Source organism: Thermomonas sp., from assembly GCF_035369645.1.
GTDB lineage: Bacteria > Pseudomonadota > Gammaproteobacteria > Xanthomonadales > Xanthomonadaceae > Thermomonas.
Map to the genome: position 1 here is coordinate 31,049 of NZ_DAOOUM010000012.1, position 22,129 is coordinate 53,177.

Here is a 22,129-nt window from a genome sequence, read left to right on the forward strand (position 1 = left end):
GGTCTGCCCGTTGTCGTGAAGGAAACAGGTGGATGCAATGAGCAAACGCGACTACTACGACGTGCTGGGCGTGGCCCGCAATGCCAGCGATGAAGACCTCAAAAAGGCCTATCGTCGCTGCGCGATGAAGCATCACCCGGACCGCAATCCGGGCGACAAAAATGCCGAGGCTGCGTTCAAAGAATGCAAAGAAGCCTATGAAGTGCTGAGTGACGGCGGCAAGCGCCGGATGTACGACCAGCACGGCCATGCCGCTTTTGAAAATGGCATGGGTGGCGGCAATGCCGGCCCCGGGTTTGGGGGTGCCGACATGGGCGATATTTTTGGCGACATTTTCGGCAATATTTTTGGTGGTGGTCGCCAGCAGCGGCCGCGGCGTGGCGCAGATGTCGGCTACATGCTGGAGCTGGATTTGGAAGAAGCCGTTGCCGGTGTCGAAAAGCAGATCCACATCCCCACCTTGGCGCATTGCGAGCCGTGTAAGGGAAGTGGTTCGGTCGATGGCAAAGTGGACACCTGTACCACCTGCAAGGGTCGTGGCCAGGTGCATATGCAGCGCGGCCCGTTCACCATGCAGGCTCCGTGTCCCCATTGCGAAGGTGCTGGCAAAATCATTGCCAACCCATGCAAGCACTGCAATGGCAATGGTCGCGTAGAGGAAGAAAAAACTCTGTCGGTGAAAATCCCGGCGGGCGTGGACAATGGCGACCGCATTCGTTTGGCGGGTGAGGGCGAAGCCGGCCCAACCGGCGCGCCTCCCGGGGATTTGTATGTGGAAGTGCGGGTGCGCGAGCACGCCATTTTCCAGCGAGACGGTGATGATCTGCATTGCGAAGTACCCATTCGTATTTCGCAAGCAGCCTTGGGCGATACCGTCCGTGTGCCCACCTTGGGTGGCGAAGTGGAGCTACGGATTCCTGTCGAAACACAAACGGGCAAGGTGTTCCGGCTGCGTGACCGTGGCGTGAAATCAGTGCGTAGCCGCGCGCCCGGGGACTTGTACTGCAAGGTGGTGGTGGAAACCCCGGTCAACCTGACCACCGAGCAGCGCGATTTGCTGGAACAATTTGAAGCCACTTTCAGTGGTGAGGGCGCACGCCGGCATTCGCCCAAATCCAGCACCTTCTTGGATGGTGTCAAAGGTTTCTGGGACCGAATGGTTTCGTAAGCCACCAACGGCCCGCAAATGCACGGGCAGACGTAAACTCCGGGCTCCTTGATGGAGCCCGTTGCATTGAAGACATCCCCCCTCATCGGCATCGTGGGTAGCGCCGGCGCGTATGGCCGCTGGTTGCGCGCATTTTTTGAAACCACGATGGGTTTGGCCGTCATCGGCCACGACCCCACCGATGCCACATCGCACAGCACAGAAGACCTGCTCGAACACGCGGATGTCCTGTTGTTTTCCGCCCCCATCCGCCACACGCCGGCGTTGATCGAACGCTATGTCGCGCAGTCGGCAGGGCGCGAGGCCGGCAATTTGTGGCTGGATATCACCTCGGTCAAAGTTGCGCCGGTGGCGGCGATGCTGCATTCCAAGGCCGACGTGGTGGGCTTGCATCCCATGACCGCGCCACCCAAATCGCCGACCTTGCGGGGCCGGGTCATGGTGGTGTGTGAGGCCCGTCTGACGCACTGGAAACCGTGGCTGGATACCCTGCTGGCCGCGCTGGATGCCGAATGCGTACCCGCCACCACCGAACAACACGACCGTGCGATGGCGCTGGTGCAAGCCTTGGTGCATGCCGGCCACCTTTCGCAAGCGGGGGTCTTGAATGCCCCGGAGATGTGGGCGGGCAGCCTTGCCAGTTTGCTGCCGTTTCGTTCGGCATCGTTTGAAATGGATGTCGCCATCGCCGCCCGCATGTTGTCGCTCAACCCCGCCATCTATGAGGATATTCAATTTGGCAACCCGCATGTGCCTGGCGTATTGCAAGCGGTTGCGACGCGGATGCAGCGCATCGCAGATTTGGTGCGCGACGGCAGCGATGCGGCGCGCACTGCGTTTCGCGATGAATTTTTACATGCCAACCAAGAGGGTTTTGGCGAATCGGTATTGGCTGCGGGTAATAACACGTTCGAGCGTTTGGGTTATTTGCTGGCCGACCTACACGACCCGCACAGCATGAGCATTCATTTGCCCGAAGATCGCCCAGGGTCTTTGTGTGAGCTACTTCATATTTTTGAGCGGCATGATGTCAGCATTGCGTCGTTGCACTCTTCACGCACCCCGGCTGGCGAGGTGCATTTTCGTTTAGGTTTTAATCGCGGCACGCGGCCAGAGCAGCTTGTGGCGGTAGAGGTTGCGTTGCATGCAAGTGGCGTCGGGCGGGTGCTGATGGGCTGAACGGTCATTACCGAGGGGCAAACGGTGCCGGCAATGCGCTGAATCATGACGCTTATCAATATTGTCAATCGCTGATTCGGCTATTGTTGTCACTGAGAAAAACAGGTTCTCCTGTCATGACATTCCGTTCCCCCGCGGGATCCACTACTGACTTCCAACACCCGTATGGGTCGTTGCTTGACGCCCTGCAAAAGCGCGTGCTCGACAGCGTTGCGCCGGCGCTTGAAACCAGCCTGTCCGAGCTGGACGACTACCTGTTCGACCGCAGCCAAAACGGCGAAGAAGCTTTGGGCATGCCGGCCCTGCGGGAGATGCGCCGGGTGCGCAGCGATTTAGTCAAGAATTATCGCCAAATCATCGCTGGTCGGTTCCGCGAGCTGCGTCAGCGTCAGCTGCCAAAAGACGAACAGGCGAGCACAGATGCCGGTCTTAGCCTGCTGTCCGACCAAGACTTGGAGCAGCAACTTGCGGTTGATCAGCTGGCGATGTCGGCTTTGCGCAATGTGATGCCGCTGTACGAATTGGCGGTGCAGCGCTTTTGTGTGGTTATCGGGCAAGCACAGCTTGAGCCCAACGCCAACCCACTCAGTCCCGCTTACCTTGCCGCTGCGCTGGGTAAAGTGATGGATCAACTGGAAATTGAAGCCGAGCTGCGAATCGTCGTATTCAAATTCTTCGAACGTGCGCTGGCGGAAGTGTTGGGCGAATGCTATGAGCGCTGCAATGGGTTGATGGTTAGTGCCGGGGTCTTGCCCGAACTGCGCGCGACCGGCAAAGCGCAGCACGCGCATTCAAGAGCCCATGCAAAACGGCCCGAAGCGCACGATGATGCTACCGCGCAGGCCGCCATGCAGGGCCACGGTCACGGCCAGGACAATCAAGTACCGCAGCGCGCACAGGCAACCGGCGGCTGGGACACGGCGCAGGTTCAAATCAATAGCGCCGACCAAGCATTGTTTGCCAGCATGCTGGGGCAGTTGCAGGGCTGGCGGAGTGCCCACAACGTGGCACCGCCGCAGGATCCCGCAAGTCAGGGGACAACACTCTCCACGCATGATCTGCTCTCCATCCTCTCGTTGATGCAACGCGATGCCGATCCATTGCCCGCACGCGAGCCACAAAGCGGCGGGCAACCGCAATCGTTTGCGGGGCAGTTGCGTCAGCAGATGGCGCAAAGTGCCCGCAAACTAGGGGTTGCAGGCGATAACTTGAATCTTGATGGGCTGGATGGCGATGCCGTCGATCTGGTTGCCTTGTTGTTTGATGTCTTGTTGGATGGCCCGCAATATGACAACCGGATCCGGCAAAAAATTGGCCGTATGCTGGTGCCGTTTGTGAAGGTGGCGGTCAAAGATCGGCGCATGTTCTTATACAAGGAACACCCGGCGCGGCGCTTGCTCAACACCGTGGCGGAGGCCTGTGAGGGCAATCGCGGCGAAGCACCGCAAGAACAAGAGCTGCTGGATCACGTCGATCACACCATTGATCGTCTCGTGTCTGAGTTCAACGAAGATGTGGCCATTTTCGAAGCCTTGGAACAAGACCTGCGCATGTATATGGCGCAGCATCGCAAGCGTTTTGAGTTGGCCGAAAAGCGCACCACGGAGGCGCATCGCGGGCGTGAGCGCTTAGAGCAAGCGCGAAGTGAAGTTGCCGCCGATATTGAGTTGCATCGTGGTGGGCGCGAGCTGCCGTCAGTAATCGATGAATTTGTGTCTACCCATACACAACATCATCTGACTCAGATCGTGCTGCGCGATGGCCGTGACTCCGGACGTTATCAAGAAGCGTTGCAAGGGCTGGATACATTACTGCTGGCGGTTGATGCGGCAATGCAAGGGAACCTGCTGCCATTACCCAACACCGAGCTATTGGCGATTTTGGCCAGCGCCGGCTGCGTGGGTGAGGACGGGCAGGCGGCTCTGGATGCGTTGACCGACATCATTACCAGACTATCGGTGGGTCAGGCCACAAAAATCAGTGATGAGCGCATCCCGGCGCCTATTGTGCTGGCCGAGCCACCCCCAGCACCAACTCCGCAATTGGAAGTCGTGGGTGGTACCGAAACGCTGGAATGCGATGGCAATCTGTTGGAGCGCATCAGCAAACTGCAAGTAGGTAACTGGCTGCAACTGCAAGGCGCAGATGGACAATTTGCACCAGCCAAAGTGTCTTGGATCAGCCCGATCTCGGCGCGCTTGTTGCTGGTGAACCGGCGTGGCATTCGGGTGCTTGTGGCCTCGGTGCGCGAATTGGCGGTGATGGCAGCATTGGGCAAAGTCACTTTGCGTGATGGTGATGCCGCATTCGACGATGCCATGCATCAGGTGGCGGGCCGGTTGCGTGGTGCTGCGCAAGCGTAATGAAACACGCCGGCAAGCCCGATGATCCGGCTTTTTTTTGGAAAGACTAGCCTGGCCTTGCCGTTAACGTAGGCAGCGGCTAGCCTTTCTAAATGAAAACACCTGTTCGCATTCTGATCCACGGTAGTAGTGGCCGCATGGGCCAAGCTTTGTTGCGGCTGAGTAAGCAACCCGATAGTGGATGCGTAGTGGTGGCCACGGTGGCGCGCCGGGTTGCTCTGTGCGTTATCGATGGCGTGCCGCAGTTTGCGGCCAGTGAGCTTGCCAGCGTGCCGGATTTCGATGTCGCCATCGATTTCAGCCTGCCGGAAGGGTTTGATGCCATCTTGGCGCTCTGCCTGGCGCGAAAACGTGCCTTGGTGTCTGGCACCACGGGGTTGTCGCCCGCGCAGCAAGCTGCGTTGGCAGCCGCCAGCACACAGATTGCGTTGACTTGGGCCAGCAACTTCAGCCTCGGCGTGGCCGTGTTGCATGATTTGGTCGAACGCGCCGCCGTGTTGTTGCAAGGATGGGACTGCGACATCGTCGAATCCCACCACACACGCAAGCAAGATGCCCCATCGGGCACGGCACTGACGCTGGGCTCCGCTGCTGCCCAAGCCGGCGCACAACCGCATTACGCCAGCATTCGCGCGGGTGACATCATCGGCGAACACCTAGTGCAGTTCACCGCCGCCGGTGAGCGCATCGAGTTAGTGCATCGCGCCAGCAACCGCGATATTTTCGCCCACGGTGCGCTGCACGTCGCGCAGCGCGTCTATGCAAAACCCGCAGGGCGCTATCGGGTGGGCGAGTTGTTGGGGTGAGGCACAACAAAATCCCGCGTGCCGTGAAGCATGCGGGATCTGGAAGTATGGCGCTCCCTACGGGATTCGAACCCGTGTTTTAGCCTTGAGAGGGCCACGTCCTGGGCCTCTAGACGAAGGGAGCAATTGTGTTCGGCAGAGTGCCGCCGGTGGGACAACCGGCTCGGCGCAGCAGACATCTGCGCGGAGCTTGTTAGTATAAGGGCCTGCGCAAGCCACTGGCAATGCGCTTTTCTCCCTTTGAGCTGCGGCTTAGCCGCTACGCATGACAGAAATTCAACCTATTCCTGCTACCGTCGTCCCTCAACTGCGCGTGATCACGCGCGATGCGCATGGGCTTTCCCGAAAGCAAATGAGCCAAAGCGCATTGCGCGTGCTGTATCGCTTGCGTGAAGCCGGCTTTGGCGCATTTTTGGTCGGTGGTGCCGTACGCGATTTGCTGGTGGGCGGTGAGCCCAAAGACTTCGACGTGGCCACCGATGCCACACCAGAACAAGTCAAAGCCCTGTTTCGTAATTGTCGCCTGATAGGCCGGCGCTTCCGCTTGGCGCATGTGGTGTATGGCCGCGAAATTATTGAAGTGGCCACCTTCCGCGCCAATGGTGGCGATGACGAGGGTGACCGTCAAACCGACGATGGCGGCCGTCTGTTGCGCGATAACGTGTATGGCAGCATTGAAGACGATGCAGTACGTCGCGATTTCACCGCCAATGCGCTGTATTACGCGATCGAAGATTTCTCGGTGCGCGATTACGTGGGCGGTTTCGAAGATGTGCAGGCGCGAGTACTGCGTCTGATTGGTGACCCGGAAGCACGCTACCGCGAAGACCCGGTACGCATGCTGCGGGCGGCGCGGTTGGCGGCCAAACTAGGCTTCACGATCGAGCCGGCCACCGCCGAGCCGATTGCACGGCTGGCCCCGTTATTGGCTGATGCCTCGCCGGCGCGCTTGTTCGAAGAAACCTTAAAGATGTTCTTGGCAGGTCATGCAGCGGCCAGTTTTGAATTACTGGAAGCGCACGGTTTGCTGCCGGTATTGCTGCCGGAAACCGCGCAGGCACTGGCGTCGAACAAGTCCGGTGCATTGCGATGCATGTTGATGCAAGGCCTGCGTAATACCGATGCGCGGGTACAGGCCGAGCAACCGGTGTCGCCTGCATTTTTGTATGCGGTGTTGTTGTGGCCGGCCTATTGCCGGGCATTGGCGCTCTTGCAAGCGCAGGGTGTGCATGCAGTCGAGGCACAGCGGCGTGCCGCAGATCGGGTCACCATGCACCAAGTGGCGCGGATTGCGTTGCCTCGACGGTTTTCGCAGCCCATGCAAGAGATCTGGTTACTACAACCGCGTTTTGCGTTGCGTATGCGCAAACGTGTATTTCGGCTATTGGCGCATCCACGTTTTCGTGCCGCGTTTGATTTTTTGGAATTACGCTTGGCCGCATCCAATACCCATGCCGAGGATGTGGCGTTTTGGCGTGAAGCGCAGCTACACCCCGCCGAATCGGTGGCAGCCAATGCGCAAGAGACGCAGCCGGAGGAGGGCGACGAGATACAAAATGCCCCACGCAAACGGCGTCGCCGCCGACGTCCTGCCGACAAGGGCCCCGCCGAATGACTGCGGCAACCCTGGCCGCAATTGGCTTGGGCGCCAATCTTGGGGATTCGATGCGTGCCGTGACCGATGCCATTCACGCGCTGGCACAGTTGCCGGAGACCCAGTTGGTGGCCGCATCGCGCTTGTATCGCACACCCGCATGGGGACGTGTCGATCAGCCTGACTTCATCAATGCGGCGGCACTGGTAAAGACGCAGTTGCCCGCGGTGGCCTTGCTTGCACATGTATTGGACATCGAACGTAACGCCGGCCGCCGACGTGATGATGATCACGCCGCGATGCGCTGGGGGCCGCGGGTATTGGATCTGGATGTGTTGCTGTATGGCGATGCTGTGATCAATGCGCCGGGCTTGCGGGTGCCGCATCCGTATCTGCACGAGCGCGCGTTTGCCTTGGTACCGCTGGCCGAAATTGCCGCAGCGTTGCCGTTTCCTGGGCATGGCAGTGTGGGCGAAGCCGTGCGGCATATCGACGTACACGCGGTAGAAGCCATCGGCCTTGCTTGAGAGCGCGCGGCCTGCACAGGCACAAGTGGAATCTGCGCGATAATGCGGCCTTGTTTCATTGGGGATCACGATGAGCGTACATGCCGAATCGAAAGCTTGGAGCGTGCCGCAGCTTGCGCAGGCGCGTGCGGCGGGCCGCAAATTGGTGATGCTGACGTGCTACGACGCCAGTTTTGCGCGGGTGTTGGAGGCAACCGATGTTGATTTGATTTTGATTGGTGATTCGCTGGGCATGGTGGTGCAAGGGCATGACTCCACCTTGCCGGTGCAGGTGGACGACATCGTTTATCACACCGCAGCGGTGGCGCGTGCGGCCAAGCAGCCTTTGAAAATTGCAGATTTCCCGTTTGGTAGCGATGGCACAGCCGCGCAAGCGTATGCGGCGGCGGTGCGCTTTATTCAAGCGGGCGCAGCCATGGTCAAACTGGAGGGTGCGGGCCACAAGCTGGACACGATCCGCTATTTGGTGGATCGCGAAATCCCGGTCTGCGCGCATTTGGGGTTGACCCCGCAATCGGTGCTGAAGATGGGCGGCTTCAAGGTGCAGGGGCGCGAGCAATCGGCGGCCGAGCGTTTGCAAGCCGAAGCCTTGGCGGTGGCGGACGCCGGTGCATCACTCTTGGTGTTGGAAGGTGTGCCGGCAGCATTGGCAGCGCAGATCACCCAAGCCAGCCCCATTCCCACTATTGGGATTGGTGCCGGTGCCGGGTGTGATGGGCAGGTCTTGGTGTTGCACGACTTGCTGGGCATTGATACTGGGCACCGCAAGCCCAAATTCGTCAAGGATTTCTTGGCCGAAGGCGGCTCGATTGCCGGTGCCGTGCGCGCATTTGTCGAGGCCGTGCGTGCCGGCCGCTTCCCCGATGCGGAGCATAGCTACACATGATTGAAACCATCACTCAATTGGCGGTACTGCGTGAGCGTATTCGTCAATGGCGGCGCGAAGGCCAGACGGTGGGCTTTGTGCCCACTATGGGTAATCTGCATGCAGGGCATTATTCCTTGGTGAAATTAGCCCGCCAACACGCCGACAAAGTGGTGTCCAGCGTGTTCGTCAATCCGACCCAGTTTGGCCCCAGCGAAGACTTCACCCGCTATCCACGCACGCCCGATGCCGACACCAGCGGCCTGCAAGCCGCCGGCTGCGATGTGCTGTGGCTGCCAGAAGTAGAGGCGATGTATCCGTTTGGCGTGCCGTTGGCAGCCAATGTGCATGTGCCCGGCATCAGCAGCGTGCTGGAAGGTGCTTGCCGACCGGGTCATTTCGACGGCGTGTGCACCGTGGTCACACGCTTGTTCAACCAGGTGCAGGCGGATGTCGCCGCGTTCGGGAAAAAAGATTTTCAGCAACTGGCCGTGATTCGCCAGATGGTGGTGGATTTGCATCTGCCCACCGCCATCATCGCCGGTAGCATCGTACGTGAAGCCGATGGTTTGGCGATGAGCTCACGCAATCAATATTTGTCGGAGCAAGATCGCGCGACTGCGCCGGTCATTTATCGCTGCCTGTTGGCGATGCGCGATGCCGCCTTGGCGGGTGTACCGCGAGCCCAGGTGGAAGCGGAGGCCGATGGCATGCTGCGTCGCGCTGGCTTTGAGCCGGACTATGCAGTGTTGCGCAGCCCCGACTTCAATGCACCACAAGACGGACATGAAGGGCCGTATGTGGCACTGATCGCGGCCCGTTTGGGGCGGACACGGTTGATCGACAATTTAGAGTTTGATTTGCCCGGATAAATATTGTTTTTGTGAATGTTGCAGTGCGCCATTTGCGCCCTATACTGCGACCATCGCGGTCGTTAGCCGTCACTGTGTCATCGGAGCCACGTCATGCAACTCACCCTGCTCAAGGGCAAAATTCATCGCGCCACCGTCACCCACGCCGAGCTGCACTACGAAGGCTCCTGCGCCATCGACGGACGGTTGCTTGATATTGCCGGTATTCGCGAATACGAGCAGATCCATATCTACGACGTCACCAGTGGCGAGCGCTATTCCACGTATGCCATTCGTGGCGAAGAGGGCAGCGGAGTGATTTCGGTCAATGGTGCGGCCGCACACAAATCACGGGTGGGTGATCTGGTCATCATCTGCGCCTATGTGCAGTGTGATGCCGAAGAAGCCAAGGCGTACAAGCCGACCTGTGTGTATGTGGATCGCGACAATCGCTTGACCCACACCAATCACTCCATGCCCCAGCAGGCCGCATAACCATGACGCACTTGCTGGCGGGTCTGGATGCACATGCACAACGACTGGCCAGCACTTCGCTGGCGCAATTGATTGCATCCGATCCTGCGCGTGCGCAGGATTTTTCTTTGCGTTGCGGGCCGTTGTACGCCAATTTTGCGCGGCAGCGTTATGACCGCGTGGCGCAGGCGACCTTGTTTGATATCGCTAAGCAGGCAGATCTTGCCGGCGCGATGCAGCAACTCTTGGGCGGCGAAACCGTCAATGGCACCGAGGGCCGCGCCGCGTTGCATAGCGCGTTGCGTGGTGGTGCGGTGGGCTCGGCATTTGCATTGGCTGCGCGCGCGCAGGCGGTGTCGGCACAACTGCGGATGCGTGAGCTGATCGATGCACTGGCGGCCACCGAAGTGACCGACATCGTCAGCGTTGGGATTGGCGGCTCTGATCTTGGCCCGCGCCTGATCGTGGATGCGCTGGCGCAGACGGGTGCGCGTTTTCGTGTGCACTTTATTTCCAATGTTGACGGCAATGCGGCACGCCGTGTGCTAGCAGGGCTAGATCCAGCCAAGACCGCTGGCATCGTGATTTCCAAAACCTTTAGTACGCAGGAAACCTTACTCAACGGCAGCATCGTGCGCGCGTGGTTAGCGAATGACACGCGCCTGTACGCGGTCAGCACCAATGCACAGCGAGTGGCCGATTTCGGCATTCCACCCGAGCGCACCCTGCCGATGTGGGACTGGGTGGGGGGGCGGTATTCATTGTGGTCCGCGGTGGGCTTTCCGATTGCGCTGGCGCTGGGTATGGATCGCTTTGAGCAATTGCTGGAGGGTGCCGCAGCGTTGGATGCGCACGCCTTGCATACGCCACTGCACGCCAATATCGCGGTGTGGCACGCACTGACGGCAATATGGAATCGCAATGGACTGCATGCGGCGACCCAAGCGGTGCTGCCGTATGACGACCGGTTGAAATTGCTGCCCAATTATTTGCAACAGCTGGTGATGGAAAGTTTGGGTAAATCGGTGCAGGTGGATGGCAATGCCATCACCACCGAGACCGTGCCGGTTTGGTGGGGCGGTGCCGGTACCGACACCCAGCACAGTTTCTTCCAAGCCCTGCATCAAGGCACCCAGATTGTGCCGGCCGACTTCATCGGCGTGCTCAAAGCCGACCATCCACATGCGGCCAATCACGCCGCGTTGTTGGCGAATTTATTGGCGCAAACCGAAGCGCTGGCCAATGGTCAGGACAGTGAAGACCCACACCGTCGCTACCCCGGCAACCGCCCCAGCACATTGCTGCTACTGGATGCACTGACGCCGCACAGCCTGGGCATGTTGGTCGCGCTGTACGAGCACAGCGTGTATCTGCAATCGGTGTTGTGGGGGATCAATGCCTTCGATCAATTTGGTGTGGAGTTGGGCAAGCAGGTGGCCAGTCGTCTGTTACCGGCATTGCACGGCGAATCCCAAGCCAGCGATGTGGTGACGCAGGCGCTGCTGGCGGTGATCCACAGCCAAGCAAATGCAAATTAAATAGTCATCGGGCAATAAAACGGTTGCATGTTGTATACGTACTGCCTACAATGCGCGACTCTGATGCGGGGTGGAGCAGTCTGGCAGCTCGTCGGGCTCATAACCCGAAGGTCGCAGGTTCAAATCCTGCCCCCGCTACCAAGTTTCAATGCCGATTGATTGGCATCGGGCTCGGGCTCGCGAAAGTATCTCCAGGCTTTCGCAATCCAGCGTCATCGGAAAAGGGCCCAACGGGTCCTTTTTCGTTTCTGGAATCTTGGATTTTGAATTCGATTTCGAATTCACTGCATTGACACTTTCTTGACAGGCGCACCGTGACAGACAAGGCCGACGAAATCGTCGCACTGCTTGCTCCCACCATTGCAGCGATGGGGCTGGAGTTGTTGGGTATCGACTATCTGCCAGCATCTGGCAGTGCCTTGCTGCGTGTGTATATCGATGTGCCGCCAACAGATGCGGCAACCCGCAGTGTTGGCATCAACGAATGTGAGGCCGTCAGTCGCGAGATTTCCGCGCAGCTTGATGTGGCTGACCCCATCAGCGCCAACTACACCTTGGAAGTGTCTTCGCCGGGTGTGGATCGTCCGTTGTTTGGTGCGGCGCAATTTGCACGCTTTATTGGTGAGACTGCAAAAGTCACACTAAAGCTGCCGCAGGATGGGCGCCGCCGCTTGCAAGGGGAAATTTTGCGCGTGGAAGGCCAGCAGATCGTGCTCGCTGTCGATGCTCAAGAACTGGCTGTGGATGCCGCTAACGTGGACAAGGCCAAACTTGTCCCCGATTGGGTCGCGCTCGGGCTGGCACCGGCACAAGACAAGTCCGGGCGTGATGCACGGCCAGGCAAGCAAAAAGCGTCGGCGGGCCAGAAGCCCGCTGCAAAGAAAAAACCAACCAACAAGACGGCGGCCGCTGGGTCGTCTGATGCGGAGTAAGCGGGCATGAGCAAGGAACTATTGCTGGTCGTCGATGCGGTGGCTGCCGAAAAAGGCGTGCCGGAATCGGTCATCTTGGAAGCCATCGAAGCGGCATTGGCCTCGGCGGCAAAGAAGCGCTATATCGACCAAGACGTGCTGGTGCGCGTGCAGATCGATGCCAAAGACGGCAGCTATGAAACCTTCCGTCGCTGGGAAGTGGTGGCCGACGATGTGGTGATGGAATCCCCGGACCGGCAAGTGCGCCTGATGGATGCACTGGACGAAAGCGATGAAGTCGAAGTAGGCGATTACATCGAAGAGCAAATCGAAAATCCCGACTTCGGGCGTATCGCCGCGCAGGCGGCCAAGCAGGTCATTGTGCAGCGCGTGCGCGAGGCTGAGCGCCAGCAGGTGGTGGATGCGTGGAAAGATCGCGTGGGCGAGTTGATCACGGGCGTGGTCAAGCGTGTCGAACGCGGCAATATTTATGTGGATCTGGGTGGTAATGCCGAGGCCATCATCGCCAAAGACAAAGGCATTCCGCGTGACGTGCTGCGCACTGGCGACCGTGTCCGAGGGTACTTGTTCGATGTGCGCAGCGAATCGCGCGGTCCGCAATTGTTCATCAGCCGCGCCGCGCCTGAATTCATGATGGAGCTATTCAAGCTGGAAGTGCCGGAAGTGGGGCAAGGCTTGGTGTCGATCATGGCATGTGCGCGTGATCCGGGCGATCGCGCCAAAATCGCGGTGCTGGCGCACGACAATCGCACGGATCCAATCGGCGCGTGTATTGGTATGCGCGGTTCACGCGTGCAGGCAGTGACCAATGAACTGAACGGCGAGCGCGTGGACATCGTGTTGTGGAGTGACAACCCGGCGCAGTTCGTCATCAATGCGATGGCGCCGGCAGAAGTGCAGTCGATCATCGTGGATGAAGACAAGCACGCGATGGACCTGGCTGTGGCCGAAGAGAATTTGGCCAAGGCGATTGGCCGCGGCGGTCAAAATGTGCGTCTGGCCAGCCGCCTGACAGGTTGGCAGCTCAATGTGATGACCGCCGATCAAGTGCAGGCCAAGACCGATTCCGAACAAGCTGCGGCGCGCCAATTGTTTGTTGACAAGCTGGAAGTGGATGAAGAAATCGCCGGCATTCTGGTCGGCGAGGGCTTCAATACCGTTGAAGAAGTGGCGTATGTGCCGGTGGCGGAATTGCTGGCTGTGGACGGTTTTGACGAAGACATCGTCGAAGAACTGCGTTCGCGCGCGCGTGATGCCCTGCTCAATGAAGCACTGGCGGCCGAAGAGGGGCTGGAAGAGCATCAGCCGGCAGAAGATTTGTTGAACCTTGCCGGGATGGATGAAGCCACGGCCTATGCCTTGGCGGAACGCGGCATTCGCACCCGTGAAGATTTGGCGGAAGCGGCAACCGATGAAATCGCGGATCTAGACGACGTGGGCGCGGAGCGCGCTGCGGCATTGATCATGGAAGCGCGCAAGCACTGGTTCGAATGATGCATGGCACGGCACCGGCCTTGGTCGGTACCGCCTGATTGGCCGGCGGGCCAAGACCCGCCCTACAATCCACAGATTCGGTCGCCCTTGCGGCGGCCAAAGACACCGGAAACCGAATGTCGCAGCAAACCACCATCCGTAAGCTCGCCGAACTGGTGAATACACCGGTCGATAAACTACTTGAACAACTGGCCACTGCCGGTATGACGTTCAGTGGCCCCGATCAGGTCATCACCAGCGCCGAGAAACTTAAACTTCACGGTTTTTTGCGCCGTGCCCACGGCAAGACCGAAAAGCCAGCCGAAGAGACCATCGCGGCGGGCAAGATCACCTTGAACCGTAGCCGCAAGCAGGAAATCAGCGTCGGCAGCAGCAACAAGACCGGGCGCGGGGCCGGCACCATTGAAGTGGTGACGCGCAAGAAAATCACCCTGAAGCCCGGTGAGGGACGTGCGCAGACGGCCAACGAAAAACTGGATGCCGAGCGGACGGATGCGCTGCGCAAGCTGGAAGAGTCGCGTGCGCGCAACCTTGCAGAGCAGCAAGCGCTGGCAGAAAAAGATCGTCAGCGCGCAGAAGTGATTGCTGAGCAAAAACGCCTTGAGCAAGAGCAGCTTGATCGCGCCGCCGCCGAGGCCGCGGCCGCTGCGGAGGCGGCACTGGAGGAAGCGAGCAAAGCCAAAGGTCACGGCCATGGCCATGGTCACGGTGCAGCTCATGCCAAACCGGCGGCACCCGCCCGTGAGGCGGATAAAGCCGCTCCGGCGGTCAAGGGTAAGCCACCGCTTCAGCGTGGCTCGCATGCCATGGTGTCCGGGGTTGAGGATGATGATCGTACCGAGCGCTTTGCTGGCCAGCTGCACCTGTCGGCATCCGATCGTGCGCGCCGCAGCAGCAACACGCGCGGCAAGGGCAAGTCGAGTGGTGGTGGTCGTCGCGCACCCGATCAATCTCGCACTGGCACGGGCTTCAACAAGCCCACCACGCCGGTGGTGCGTGAGGTTGCCATCGGCGATGCGATTACCGTGGCCGATCTTGCCCAGAAGCTGGCACTGAAGGGAGGTGATGTGGTCAAGGCGTTGTTCAAGATGGGTGTGATGGCCACCATCACCCAATCCATCGACCATGACACAGCGGTCTTGATCACCGAAGAGTTGGGGCACAAGGCAGTGGCAGCCAATGCCAATGATGCCGAGTCCGAATTGTTGGCGCATGCCGAAGAAGTGCAGGGCGAGAAGCAACAACGCCCGCCGGTGGTGACCATCATGGGTCACGTCGATCACGGCAAGACCTCGCTGCTGGACTACATTCGCCGTACCAAGGTAGCCACCGGTGAAGCCGGCGGCATTACCCAGCACATCGGCGCATATCACGTCGAAACGCCGAAGGGCGTGATCAGCTTCCTCGACACCCCCGGCCATGCTGCCTTCACCCAAATGCGTCAGCGTGGTGCCAAGCTCACCGATATCGTGGTGTTGGTAGTGGCTGCCGACGATGGCGTGATGCCACAAACTGCCGAAGCCATTCAGCACGCCAAGGCGGCCAAGGTGCCGTTGATCGTGGCAATCAACAAGATCGACAAGTCCGATGCTGACCCATCGCGGGTCAAGAGCGATCTGTTGACCTACGAAGTGGTAGCCGAAGAATTTGGTGGCGACATCCAGATGGTGGAGCTGTCCGCCAAGACAGGGCAAGGTGTGGACGATCTGCTTGACGCCATCTTGCTACAGTCGGAAGTGCTGGATCTGCAAGCCGTGTTCGAAGGCCGTGCCATGGGCGTGGTCATCGAGTCCGCGCTGGACAAGGGCCGTGGCCCGGTGGCGACGGTATTGGTGCAGCAGGGCATGTTGTCGAAGGGCGACTACCTGGTGTGCGGGATTCAATACGGCCGCGTGCGCGCTTTGTTCAACGAAAATGGCAGCCAAGTGCAAGACGCTGGGCCGTCGATCCCGGTGCAAATTCTGGGCCTCTCTGGCGTACCGGAAGCGGGCGATGATTTTGTCGTCGTCGCCGATGAGCGGCTGGCCAAAGATGTAGCCCAGCAGCGCGATACCAAGCGCCGTGAATTGCGTTTGGTGGCGTCGGCCGGCAACCGCATGGAAGACATCCTGGCGCAAATGGGCGAGGGCAGTGCGGCACAGCAACTCACCCTCAACTTGGTGGTCAAGGCCGATGTGCACGGCACCATGCAGGCCCTGCGTGAAGCCCTGACCGGGCTGTCCAACGAGCAGATCAAGATCAATGTGATTGGCTCGGGCGTGGGTGGCATTACCGAGTCGGACGCGCAATTGGCTGCCACATCGAAGGCCGCCGTGATCGGCTTCAACGTGCGTGCCGATGCTTCGGCGCGCAAGGTGATCGAGGGCAATGGCATCGACCTGCGTTACTTCTCGATCATCTATGACGTGATCGATCAGGTGAAGCAGATCGCCTCCGGCGTGTTGGGCAAGGAAGTGCGCGAGGAAATCATCGGCACCGCATCCGTCCAGCAGGTGTTCCGCCATTCCAAGTTTGGCTCGATTGCGGGCTCGGTGGTGATCGAAGGTGTGATTCGCAAGGGCAAGCCGATCCGCGTGCTGCGCGACGACACCGTCATCTTCTCGGGCGAATTGGATTCGCTGCGTCGCTTCCAAGAGAATGTGGATGAAGTGCGCAATGGCACCGAGTGCGGTATTGGTGTGAAGGGCTACGATCAGGTCAAGCCTGGCGACAAGATCGAATGCTTCGAGCGCATCGAGGTGCAGCGTACGCTGTAAGGCGTGCCTGAGCATATGGCGCAAAAATCATTCCATCGCACCGATCGCGTATCTGCCCAGCTCCGACGTGAGCTGGGTACCTTGGTGCATGCGGCCGTGCGCGAGCATGGGCTGGCGTCCACCAGTGTGTCCGATGTCGAAGTGACGCGGGATATGGCGCATGCCAAGGTGTTTGTTACCGTACTGCAGTCCGATCGGGCCAACGAAACCATCAAGGCATTGAAGGCACTGGCACCGGAAATCCGCTACCAACTGGCGCGTGCGGTCAAACTGCGGCACGTGCCGGAGCTGCATTTCCACTACGATGAATCGGTGGATCGCGGCGAGCGCATCGACAACCTTCTGCGCGACCTGCGCCCCAGTGGCGACGCCGAATAACCCGCGCGAGCGTCGCCCGCGCACCGTCTTCCGTCAGCTAGACGGCATCTTGCTGCTGGACAAGCCGCAGGGGCTATCGTCCAACCAGGCCTTGCAGCGTGTGCGGCATTTGTTCCGCGCGGAAAAGGGCGGACATACCGGCAGCTTGGATCCTTTGGCCACGGGCTTGTTGCCGGTGTGTTTTGGTGAGGCCACCAAGATTGCTGGCGGGCTATTGGGTGCGCGTAAAGCCTACGAAACCGTGGCTCGTTTGGGCATCGTCACCGATACCGACGATGCCGAAGGGCAACCACTGCGCACACGTGCGGTGCCGGCACATTCCATCGACACCCTCGATGCGGCGCTCAAGCAGCTGACCGGCCGCATTCGGCAACGTCCCCCCATTTATTCGGCGCTCAAACGCGGCGGTGAGCCGTTGTATGTCAAAGCTAGGCGTGGTGAAACGATCGAGATCGAAGCGCGCGATATCGATGTCCATGCTTTCGAATTACTCAACGCAGCCGATTTGCTGGATACCACGCTGGAGAACGGGGCGTCCCCGAATTTGCGCCTGCACGTTGAATGCGGCTCGGGTACGTATGTGCGCAGTCTGGTGCGTGATCTAGGCGAGCTGCTGGGCTGTGGTGCGCATGTGGCGCAACTGCGCAGGCTGTGGGTGGACCCGTTCCGCGAACCACGCATGTGGACGCTGGATGCGTTACAAAATTTGCGCGAGCAGGCCGGTGAGCATGTCTTGGATGCCTGTCTGTTGCCGATTGAAGCCGGTATGGCGTCGTGGCCGCAGGTGCGGGTCAATCCCGCACAGGCGCACCGGTTGGGGCATGGGCAAGGCCTGCGCGGGCCTTATCCGGCGCGTGGGCAGGTGGCAATTTTGGATGAGCACGGGCGCGGCTTGGGCTTGGGTGATGTGGATGCCGAGGGCGGGCTGCGACCAATCCGGCTGTTCCGCTGGGCACTGACCACTGCGACCACCCCACAGGTCGCAGGCTGATCGCAAATATGCAGACAGATGTGCTGCATTGCCGCATGACCGGACTCAGGCTATAATTCCGCTGCTCAGTCGAGCATTTCTTTATTTCAACCTTCACGACGAGCCGGGCGGTGCGGGTATTACCTGTTCCTGCCGGTCACGCGACTACGAGGCAACCATGTCCATCGATTCTCAGAAAGTCATCAACGAACACAAGCGCGGCGACAACGATACCGGCTCACCGGAAGTGCAAGTTGCACTACTGACCGCCCGCATCGAACTGCTCACCGAGCATTTCAAGGCACACAAGCAAGATCACCACAGCCGTCGCGGTTTGTTGATGATGGTCAATCGCCGCCGTAGCCTGCTCGACTACCTGCACCGCAAGGATGGCGAGCGTTACAAGGCGTTGATTGGCAAACTCGGCCTGCGTCGCTGATTGAACACCCACCGCGGCGCAGGAATGCGCCGCGGTTCGTTTTTGCGTGAGTGAAGTTTCAACCCTGCGGTAACCCCGCATTCCCGCATCGCAACGCGATGCAGCGCAGCAAGCGGGGCTTGCCTGCGTTGACGAATCAAGACAAACCAAGGATTCCCAAAGTGGCGAAGATCAGCAAGAGCTTCCAGTACGGCAACCAGACCGTCACCCTCGAAACCGGCGAAATCGCGCGCCAGGCCGGTGGTGCGGTGATGGTGTCGTGTGACGGCACCGTGGTGCTGTGCACCGCCGTGGCCGCCAAGACCCAGCGTGAAGGGCAGGACTTCTTCCCGCTCACCGTGGACTATCAAGAAAAGTTCTACGCCGGTGGCCGCATCCCCGGTGGTTTCTTCAAGCGCGAAGGCCGCGCGACCGAGAAAGAAACCCTGACCAGCCGCCTGATCGACCGTCCGCTGCGTCCGCTGTTCCCGGAAGAGTTCAAGAACGAAGTGCAGGTCATCGCCACCGTGATGTCGCTGAACCCGGAAGTGGACGGCGACATTCTGGCGCTGATCGGCTGCTCCGCCGCTGTCGCCCTGACCGGCGCGCCGTTCCAAGGCCCGATTGGTGCTGCCAAGGTGGGCTACAAGAACGGCCAATACCTGCTCAACCCCAGCGTCAATGATTTGCTGGATTCCGAACTGGAGCTGGTGGTTGCCGGCACCCAAGACGCCGTGTTGATGGTGGAATCGGAAGCCCGTGAATTGTCGGAAGACGTGATGTTGGGTGCGGTGATGTTTGGCCATCAGCAGATGCAGGTCGCCATCAGCGCCATCAATGCCTTGGTGGCCGAAGCCGGCAAGCCGAAGTGGGACTGGCAGGCACCGGCCAAGAATGACGCCCTGATCAGTACGCTCAAGGCCGCTATTGGCGACAAGCTGGCCGCCGCCTTCCAGGTGCGCGACAAGCTGGAGCGCAAGGACGCCATCTCCGCACTGAAGAAGGCGGTGCTGGCCGAGATCGCCCCGCAGATCGAAGCCAATGGCTGGAGCGCAGGCGAAGCCTCGAAGGAATTCGGCGAGCTGGAATACCAGACCATGCGCGGCTCGGTGCTGGCCACCAAGGTACGTATCGATGGCCGTGCGCTGGACACCGTGCGCCCGATCAGCTCCAAGGTCGGCGTGCTGCCGCGCGTGCACGGCTCCTCGCTGTTCACCCGCGGTGAAACCCAAGCAATTGTCGCCGTGACCCTGGGCACCGCACGCGATGGTCAGGTCATCGATGCCGTCGCCGGCGAGTACAAGGAGCACTTCCTGTTCCATTACAACTTCCCCCCCTATTCGGTGGGTGAAGCTGGCCGCATGATGGGCCCGAAGCGCCGTGAAATCGGCCATGGCCGTCTGGCCAAGCGTGGTGTGTTGGCGGTGATGCCAACCATGGAAGCCTTCCCGTACACCATTCGCGTAGTCTCGGAAATTACCGAATCCAACGGCTCGTCGTCGATGGCCTCGGTCTGCGGCAGCTCGCTGGCGCTGATGGATGCCGGCGTGCCGGTGAAGGCACCGGTGGCGGGTATCGCCATGGGCTTGGTCAAGGAAGGCAGCGACTTCGTGGTGTTGTCCGACATCCTCGGCGACGAGGATCATTTGGGCGATATGGACTTCAAGGTTGCCGGTACCAGCAATGGCGTGTCTGCGCTGCAGATGGACATCAAGATTCAAGGCATCACCGAAGAAATCATGAAGGTCGCACTGGCGCAGGCCAAGGCCGGCCGTCTGCACATCCTCGGCGAAATGGCCAATGCGCTGACCGCGCCGCGTGGTGAGCTGTCCGAGTTCGCGCCGCGTCTGCTGACCATCAAGATTCACCCCGACAAGATCCGTGAGGTGATCGGCAAGGGTGGTTCGGTGATTCAAGCCATCACCAAAGAAACCGGCACCCAAATCGACATCCAAGACGATGGCACCATCACTATCGCTTCGGTGAATGCCGCTGCTGGTCAGGCTGCCAAGCAGCGCATCGAGCAGATCACCAGCGACGTCGAGCCGGGCCGCATCTACGAGGGCAAGGTCGCCAAGATCATGGACTTCGGTGCGTTTGTCACCATTGCCCCCGGCAAGGATGGTTTGGTGCACGTCTCGCAGATCTCCAGCGAGCGCGTCGAGAAGGTCTCCGATGTGCTCAAGGAAGGCGATGTGGTCAAGGTCAAGGTGTTGGAAGTGGACAAGCAAGGCCGCATTCGCCTGTCGATCAAGGCCGTCACCGAGGGCGAGGGCGCTGGCGCGTAAGCGTTACGTCTCAGCCGGATAAACGAAAAGCGGGCTTCGGCCCGCTTTTTCGTTCTGGCATTTCCTTCTCCCCGCTGCGCGGGGAGAAGGTGATCCATGCTCATTTGATGGTTTCGTACCGTCCCGGCCGCGGGTTGAGCGTGCCGCATTGGGTGCAGGTGCGTTTGTGGTCATCGCGATAAAAGTGCTCAAACACGCGAAAGAAATCTTGCTCGATATCCCGCAGGTGAAAAAATTCCTCGTATAACTTGTAGTTGCAGTTCACGCAAAACCACAGCAAGGCATCGTCTTCGTGCGCAAGCCGTTTGCGTTCAATCACCAGCCCCACCGAGCCGGGCATGCGCTGCGGTGAGTGCGGCACATGCGGGGGCAGATAAAACACCTCGCCGGCGCGGATCGGGATGTCACGCAAGCTGCCGCGTTGGCCGTCATAGTCCTCCTGCACGCGCAGCACCATCTCGCCTTCCAACTGGTAGAACCACTCCGCGCCGTCTTCGTAGTGATAGTCGGTGCGTGCATTAGGACCGCCCACGATCATCACGATGAAATCGTCTTGCACGATGCATTTATTGGCCACCGGTGGTTTCAGCAAATGTCGGTGCTCGTCGATCCAGGCATGCAAGTTGAACGCGGCAGGCAACATGCAATCAATCCTCGATTTTGGCGATGCATTTAAGTTCAATGGCAATCGGCGTGGGCAATGCGGTGATGCCCAGCGTGGTGCGGCAAGGTGCGCTGGCAGCATCTGGGAAATACTCGGCCCAGATCGCGTTATAGGTCTTGAAGTCGCGCGCCATGTCGGTCAAAAACACGGTGACATCGACCAGATCTTCCCAGCGTGCGCCACTGGCGTCCAACACCGCACGGACATTCGCAAACACTGCATGCACCTGCGCGTCGAAGGCATAACTGCGCAGGCGACCATCGGCAAAATACGTGTTACCGGGAATGCTGTTATCGGTGGGGTCACGCGGGCCGATGCCTGACAGCAGCAGCAAATTGCCCACGCGGCGTGCATGCGGGTAATGGCCAACGGCCTTGGGCGCAGCGGCGGCGTGGATGGACGCACTCATGCACTCGCCCTGCGCCGCTCACCCACACCGGCCACCGCCCAGGTGTAGTTGGCTTCCAGTGTTTCCGGCGAATCCACATCCATGCCCAACTCGCGTACCCGGCCATCGGCCAAGCTGTACACCCAGCCGTGCACCGCCAATTGTTGGCCGCGCGCCCAAGCGTCGCTGATGACCGTGGTCAGGCACACGTTTTCGGCCTGCTCGATGGCGTTGAGCTCGCAAAGTGCGTCGTGGCGCTCGTGCTCAGGAAGTTTGTCCAGCAAATCGGCATGCTTTTGCGCCACGTCACCCACATGCCGAATCCAGTTATCTACCAAGCCCAAGCGCGTGCCATGTAATGCCGCACCCACGCCACCACACCCATAGTGGCCCACCACCAAAATATGCCGCACCTTGAGCACATCCACCGCAAATTGAATCGTGGACATGCAGTTGAGGTCGGTATGCACCATCAC

20 protein-coding genes and 2 tRNA genes are annotated in these 22,129 nt (G+C 59.8%); 18 read left to right on the forward strand and 4 right to left on the reverse strand.

The annotated features are described in order from the left end of the window. The first annotated feature begins 37 nt into the window (after positions 1-37). The 4 genes from dnaJ (at position 38) to PK789_RS03860 (ending at position 5,516) form a co-directional block, all read left to right on the forward strand. Entirely contained in the window at positions 38-1,168 is a 1,131-nt protein-coding gene (gene dnaJ / locus PK789_RS03845; protein ID WP_324307142.1) for a molecular chaperone DnaJ, read from the forward strand. Between the two features lie 51 nt (positions 1,169-1,219). Continuing rightward, entirely contained in the window at positions 1,220-2,347 is a 1,128-nt protein-coding gene (locus tag PK789_RS03850) for a prephenate dehydrogenase (RefSeq protein WP_324307144.1), read from the forward strand. Between the two features lie 116 nt (positions 2,348-2,463). Beyond that, positions 2,464-4,710 (forward strand): DUF1631 family protein, encoded by a 2,247-nt coding sequence (locus tag PK789_RS03855; RefSeq protein WP_324307146.1) that lies wholly within the window; start codon positions 2,464-2,466, stop codon positions 4,708-4,710. Between the two features lie 92 nt (positions 4,711-4,802). Beyond that, positions 4,803-5,516 carry a 4-hydroxy-tetrahydrodipicolinate reductase gene (locus tag PK789_RS03860; RefSeq protein WP_324307148.1) on the forward strand — a complete coding sequence of 238 codons (714 nt, stop codon included), beginning with the start codon at positions 4,803-4,805 and terminating at the stop codon, positions 5,514-5,516. Between the two features lie 48 nt (positions 5,517-5,564). Here the strand turns inward: PK789_RS03860 and PK789_RS03865 are convergent. After that, positions 5,565-5,640 (reverse strand) — tRNA-Glu (locus PK789_RS03865). 141 nt (positions 5,641-5,781) lie between these two features. Between PK789_RS03865 and pcnB the strand changes: the two genes are divergently transcribed. From pcnB to pnp, 14 genes are all read left to right on the forward strand, one after another. Next, positions 5,782-7,131, forward strand: coding sequence for a polynucleotide adenylyltransferase PcnB (gene pcnB, locus PK789_RS03870; RefSeq protein WP_324307150.1), 1,350 nt, complete (start codon positions 5,782-5,784; stop codon positions 7,129-7,131). Next, entirely contained in the window at positions 7,128-7,637 is a 510-nt protein-coding gene (gene folK, locus PK789_RS03875) for a 2-amino-4-hydroxy-6-hydroxymethyldihydropteridine diphosphokinase (protein WP_324307151.1), read from the forward strand. The genes pcnB and folK overlap by 4 nt, the downstream gene beginning before the upstream one ends. 70 nt (positions 7,638-7,707) lie before the next feature. After that, positions 7,708-8,523, forward strand: coding sequence for a 3-methyl-2-oxobutanoate hydroxymethyltransferase (gene panB / locus PK789_RS03880; RefSeq protein ID WP_324307153.1), 816 nt, complete (start codon positions 7,708-7,710; stop codon positions 8,521-8,523). After that, entirely contained in the window at positions 8,520-9,374 is an 855-nt protein-coding gene (gene panC, locus PK789_RS03885; RefSeq protein WP_324307155.1) for a pantoate--beta-alanine ligase, read from the forward strand. The genes panB and panC overlap by 4 nt, the downstream gene beginning before the upstream one ends. Before the next feature lie 93 nt (positions 9,375-9,467). Continuing rightward, entirely contained in the window at positions 9,468-9,848 is a 381-nt protein-coding gene (panD, locus tag PK789_RS03890) for an aspartate 1-decarboxylase (RefSeq protein WP_324307156.1), read from the forward strand. Next, a complete protein-coding gene (pgi, locus tag PK789_RS03895) occupies positions 9,845-11,365 on the forward strand; it encodes a glucose-6-phosphate isomerase (RefSeq protein ID WP_503011888.1) in 1,521 nt (506 codons plus the stop codon). The genes panD and pgi overlap by 4 nt, the downstream gene beginning before the upstream one ends. 64 nt (positions 11,366-11,429) lie before the next feature. Next, positions 11,430-11,506, forward strand: a tRNA-Met gene (locus PK789_RS03900). A gap of 173 nt (positions 11,507-11,679) precedes the next feature. Next, complete coding sequence (gene rimP, locus PK789_RS03905) at positions 11,680-12,297, forward strand: ribosome maturation factor RimP (protein ID WP_324307158.1); 618 nt, start codon at positions 11,680-11,682, stop codon at positions 12,295-12,297. 6 nt (positions 12,298-12,303) lie between these two features. Further along, positions 12,304-13,791, forward strand: coding sequence for a transcription termination factor NusA (nusA, locus tag PK789_RS03910; RefSeq protein WP_324307159.1), 1,488 nt, complete (start codon positions 12,304-12,306; stop codon positions 13,789-13,791). Between the two features lie 116 nt (positions 13,792-13,907). Continuing rightward, a complete protein-coding gene (gene infB, locus PK789_RS03915; protein WP_324307161.1) occupies positions 13,908-16,547 on the forward strand; it encodes a translation initiation factor IF-2 in 2,640 nt (879 codons plus the stop codon). Positions 16,548-16,562: 15 nt separating this feature from the next. After that, a complete protein-coding gene (gene rbfA / locus PK789_RS03920) occupies positions 16,563-16,925 on the forward strand; it encodes a 30S ribosome-binding factor RbfA (RefSeq protein WP_324307169.1) in 363 nt (120 codons plus the stop codon). Next, entirely contained in the window at positions 16,909-17,916 is a 1,008-nt protein-coding gene (truB, locus tag PK789_RS03925; protein ID WP_324307162.1) for a tRNA pseudouridine(55) synthase TruB, read from the forward strand. The genes rbfA and truB overlap by 17 nt, the downstream gene beginning before the upstream one ends. A 157-nt stretch (positions 17,917-18,073) precedes the next feature. Continuing rightward, positions 18,074-18,334 carry a 30S ribosomal protein S15 gene (gene rpsO / locus PK789_RS03930; RefSeq protein WP_223627461.1) on the forward strand — a complete coding sequence of 87 codons (261 nt, stop codon included), beginning with the start codon at positions 18,074-18,076 and terminating at the stop codon, positions 18,332-18,334. Positions 18,335-18,495: 161 nt separating this feature from the next. Beyond that, a complete protein-coding gene (gene pnp / locus PK789_RS03935; protein ID WP_324307164.1) occupies positions 18,496-20,601 on the forward strand; it encodes a polyribonucleotide nucleotidyltransferase in 2,106 nt (701 codons plus the stop codon). Between the two features lie 100 nt (positions 20,602-20,701). Here the strand turns inward: pnp and PK789_RS03940 are convergent, their stop codons facing one another. The 3 genes from PK789_RS03940 to PK789_RS03950 form a co-directional block, all read right to left on the reverse strand. Next, entirely contained in the window at positions 20,702-21,244 is a 543-nt protein-coding gene (locus PK789_RS03940; protein WP_324307165.1) for a 3-hydroxyanthranilate 3,4-dioxygenase, read from the reverse strand. Between the two features lie 4 nt (positions 21,245-21,248). After that, positions 21,249-21,674 (reverse strand): RidA family protein, encoded by a 426-nt coding sequence (locus PK789_RS03945; protein WP_324307167.1) that lies wholly within the window; start codon positions 21,672-21,674, stop codon positions 21,249-21,251. After that, positions 21,671-22,129: carbonic anhydrase (locus PK789_RS03950; protein ID WP_324307168.1), on the reverse strand; the 459-nt coding region annotated here is incomplete at its 5' end. The genes PK789_RS03950 and PK789_RS03945, both read right to left, overlap by 4 nt.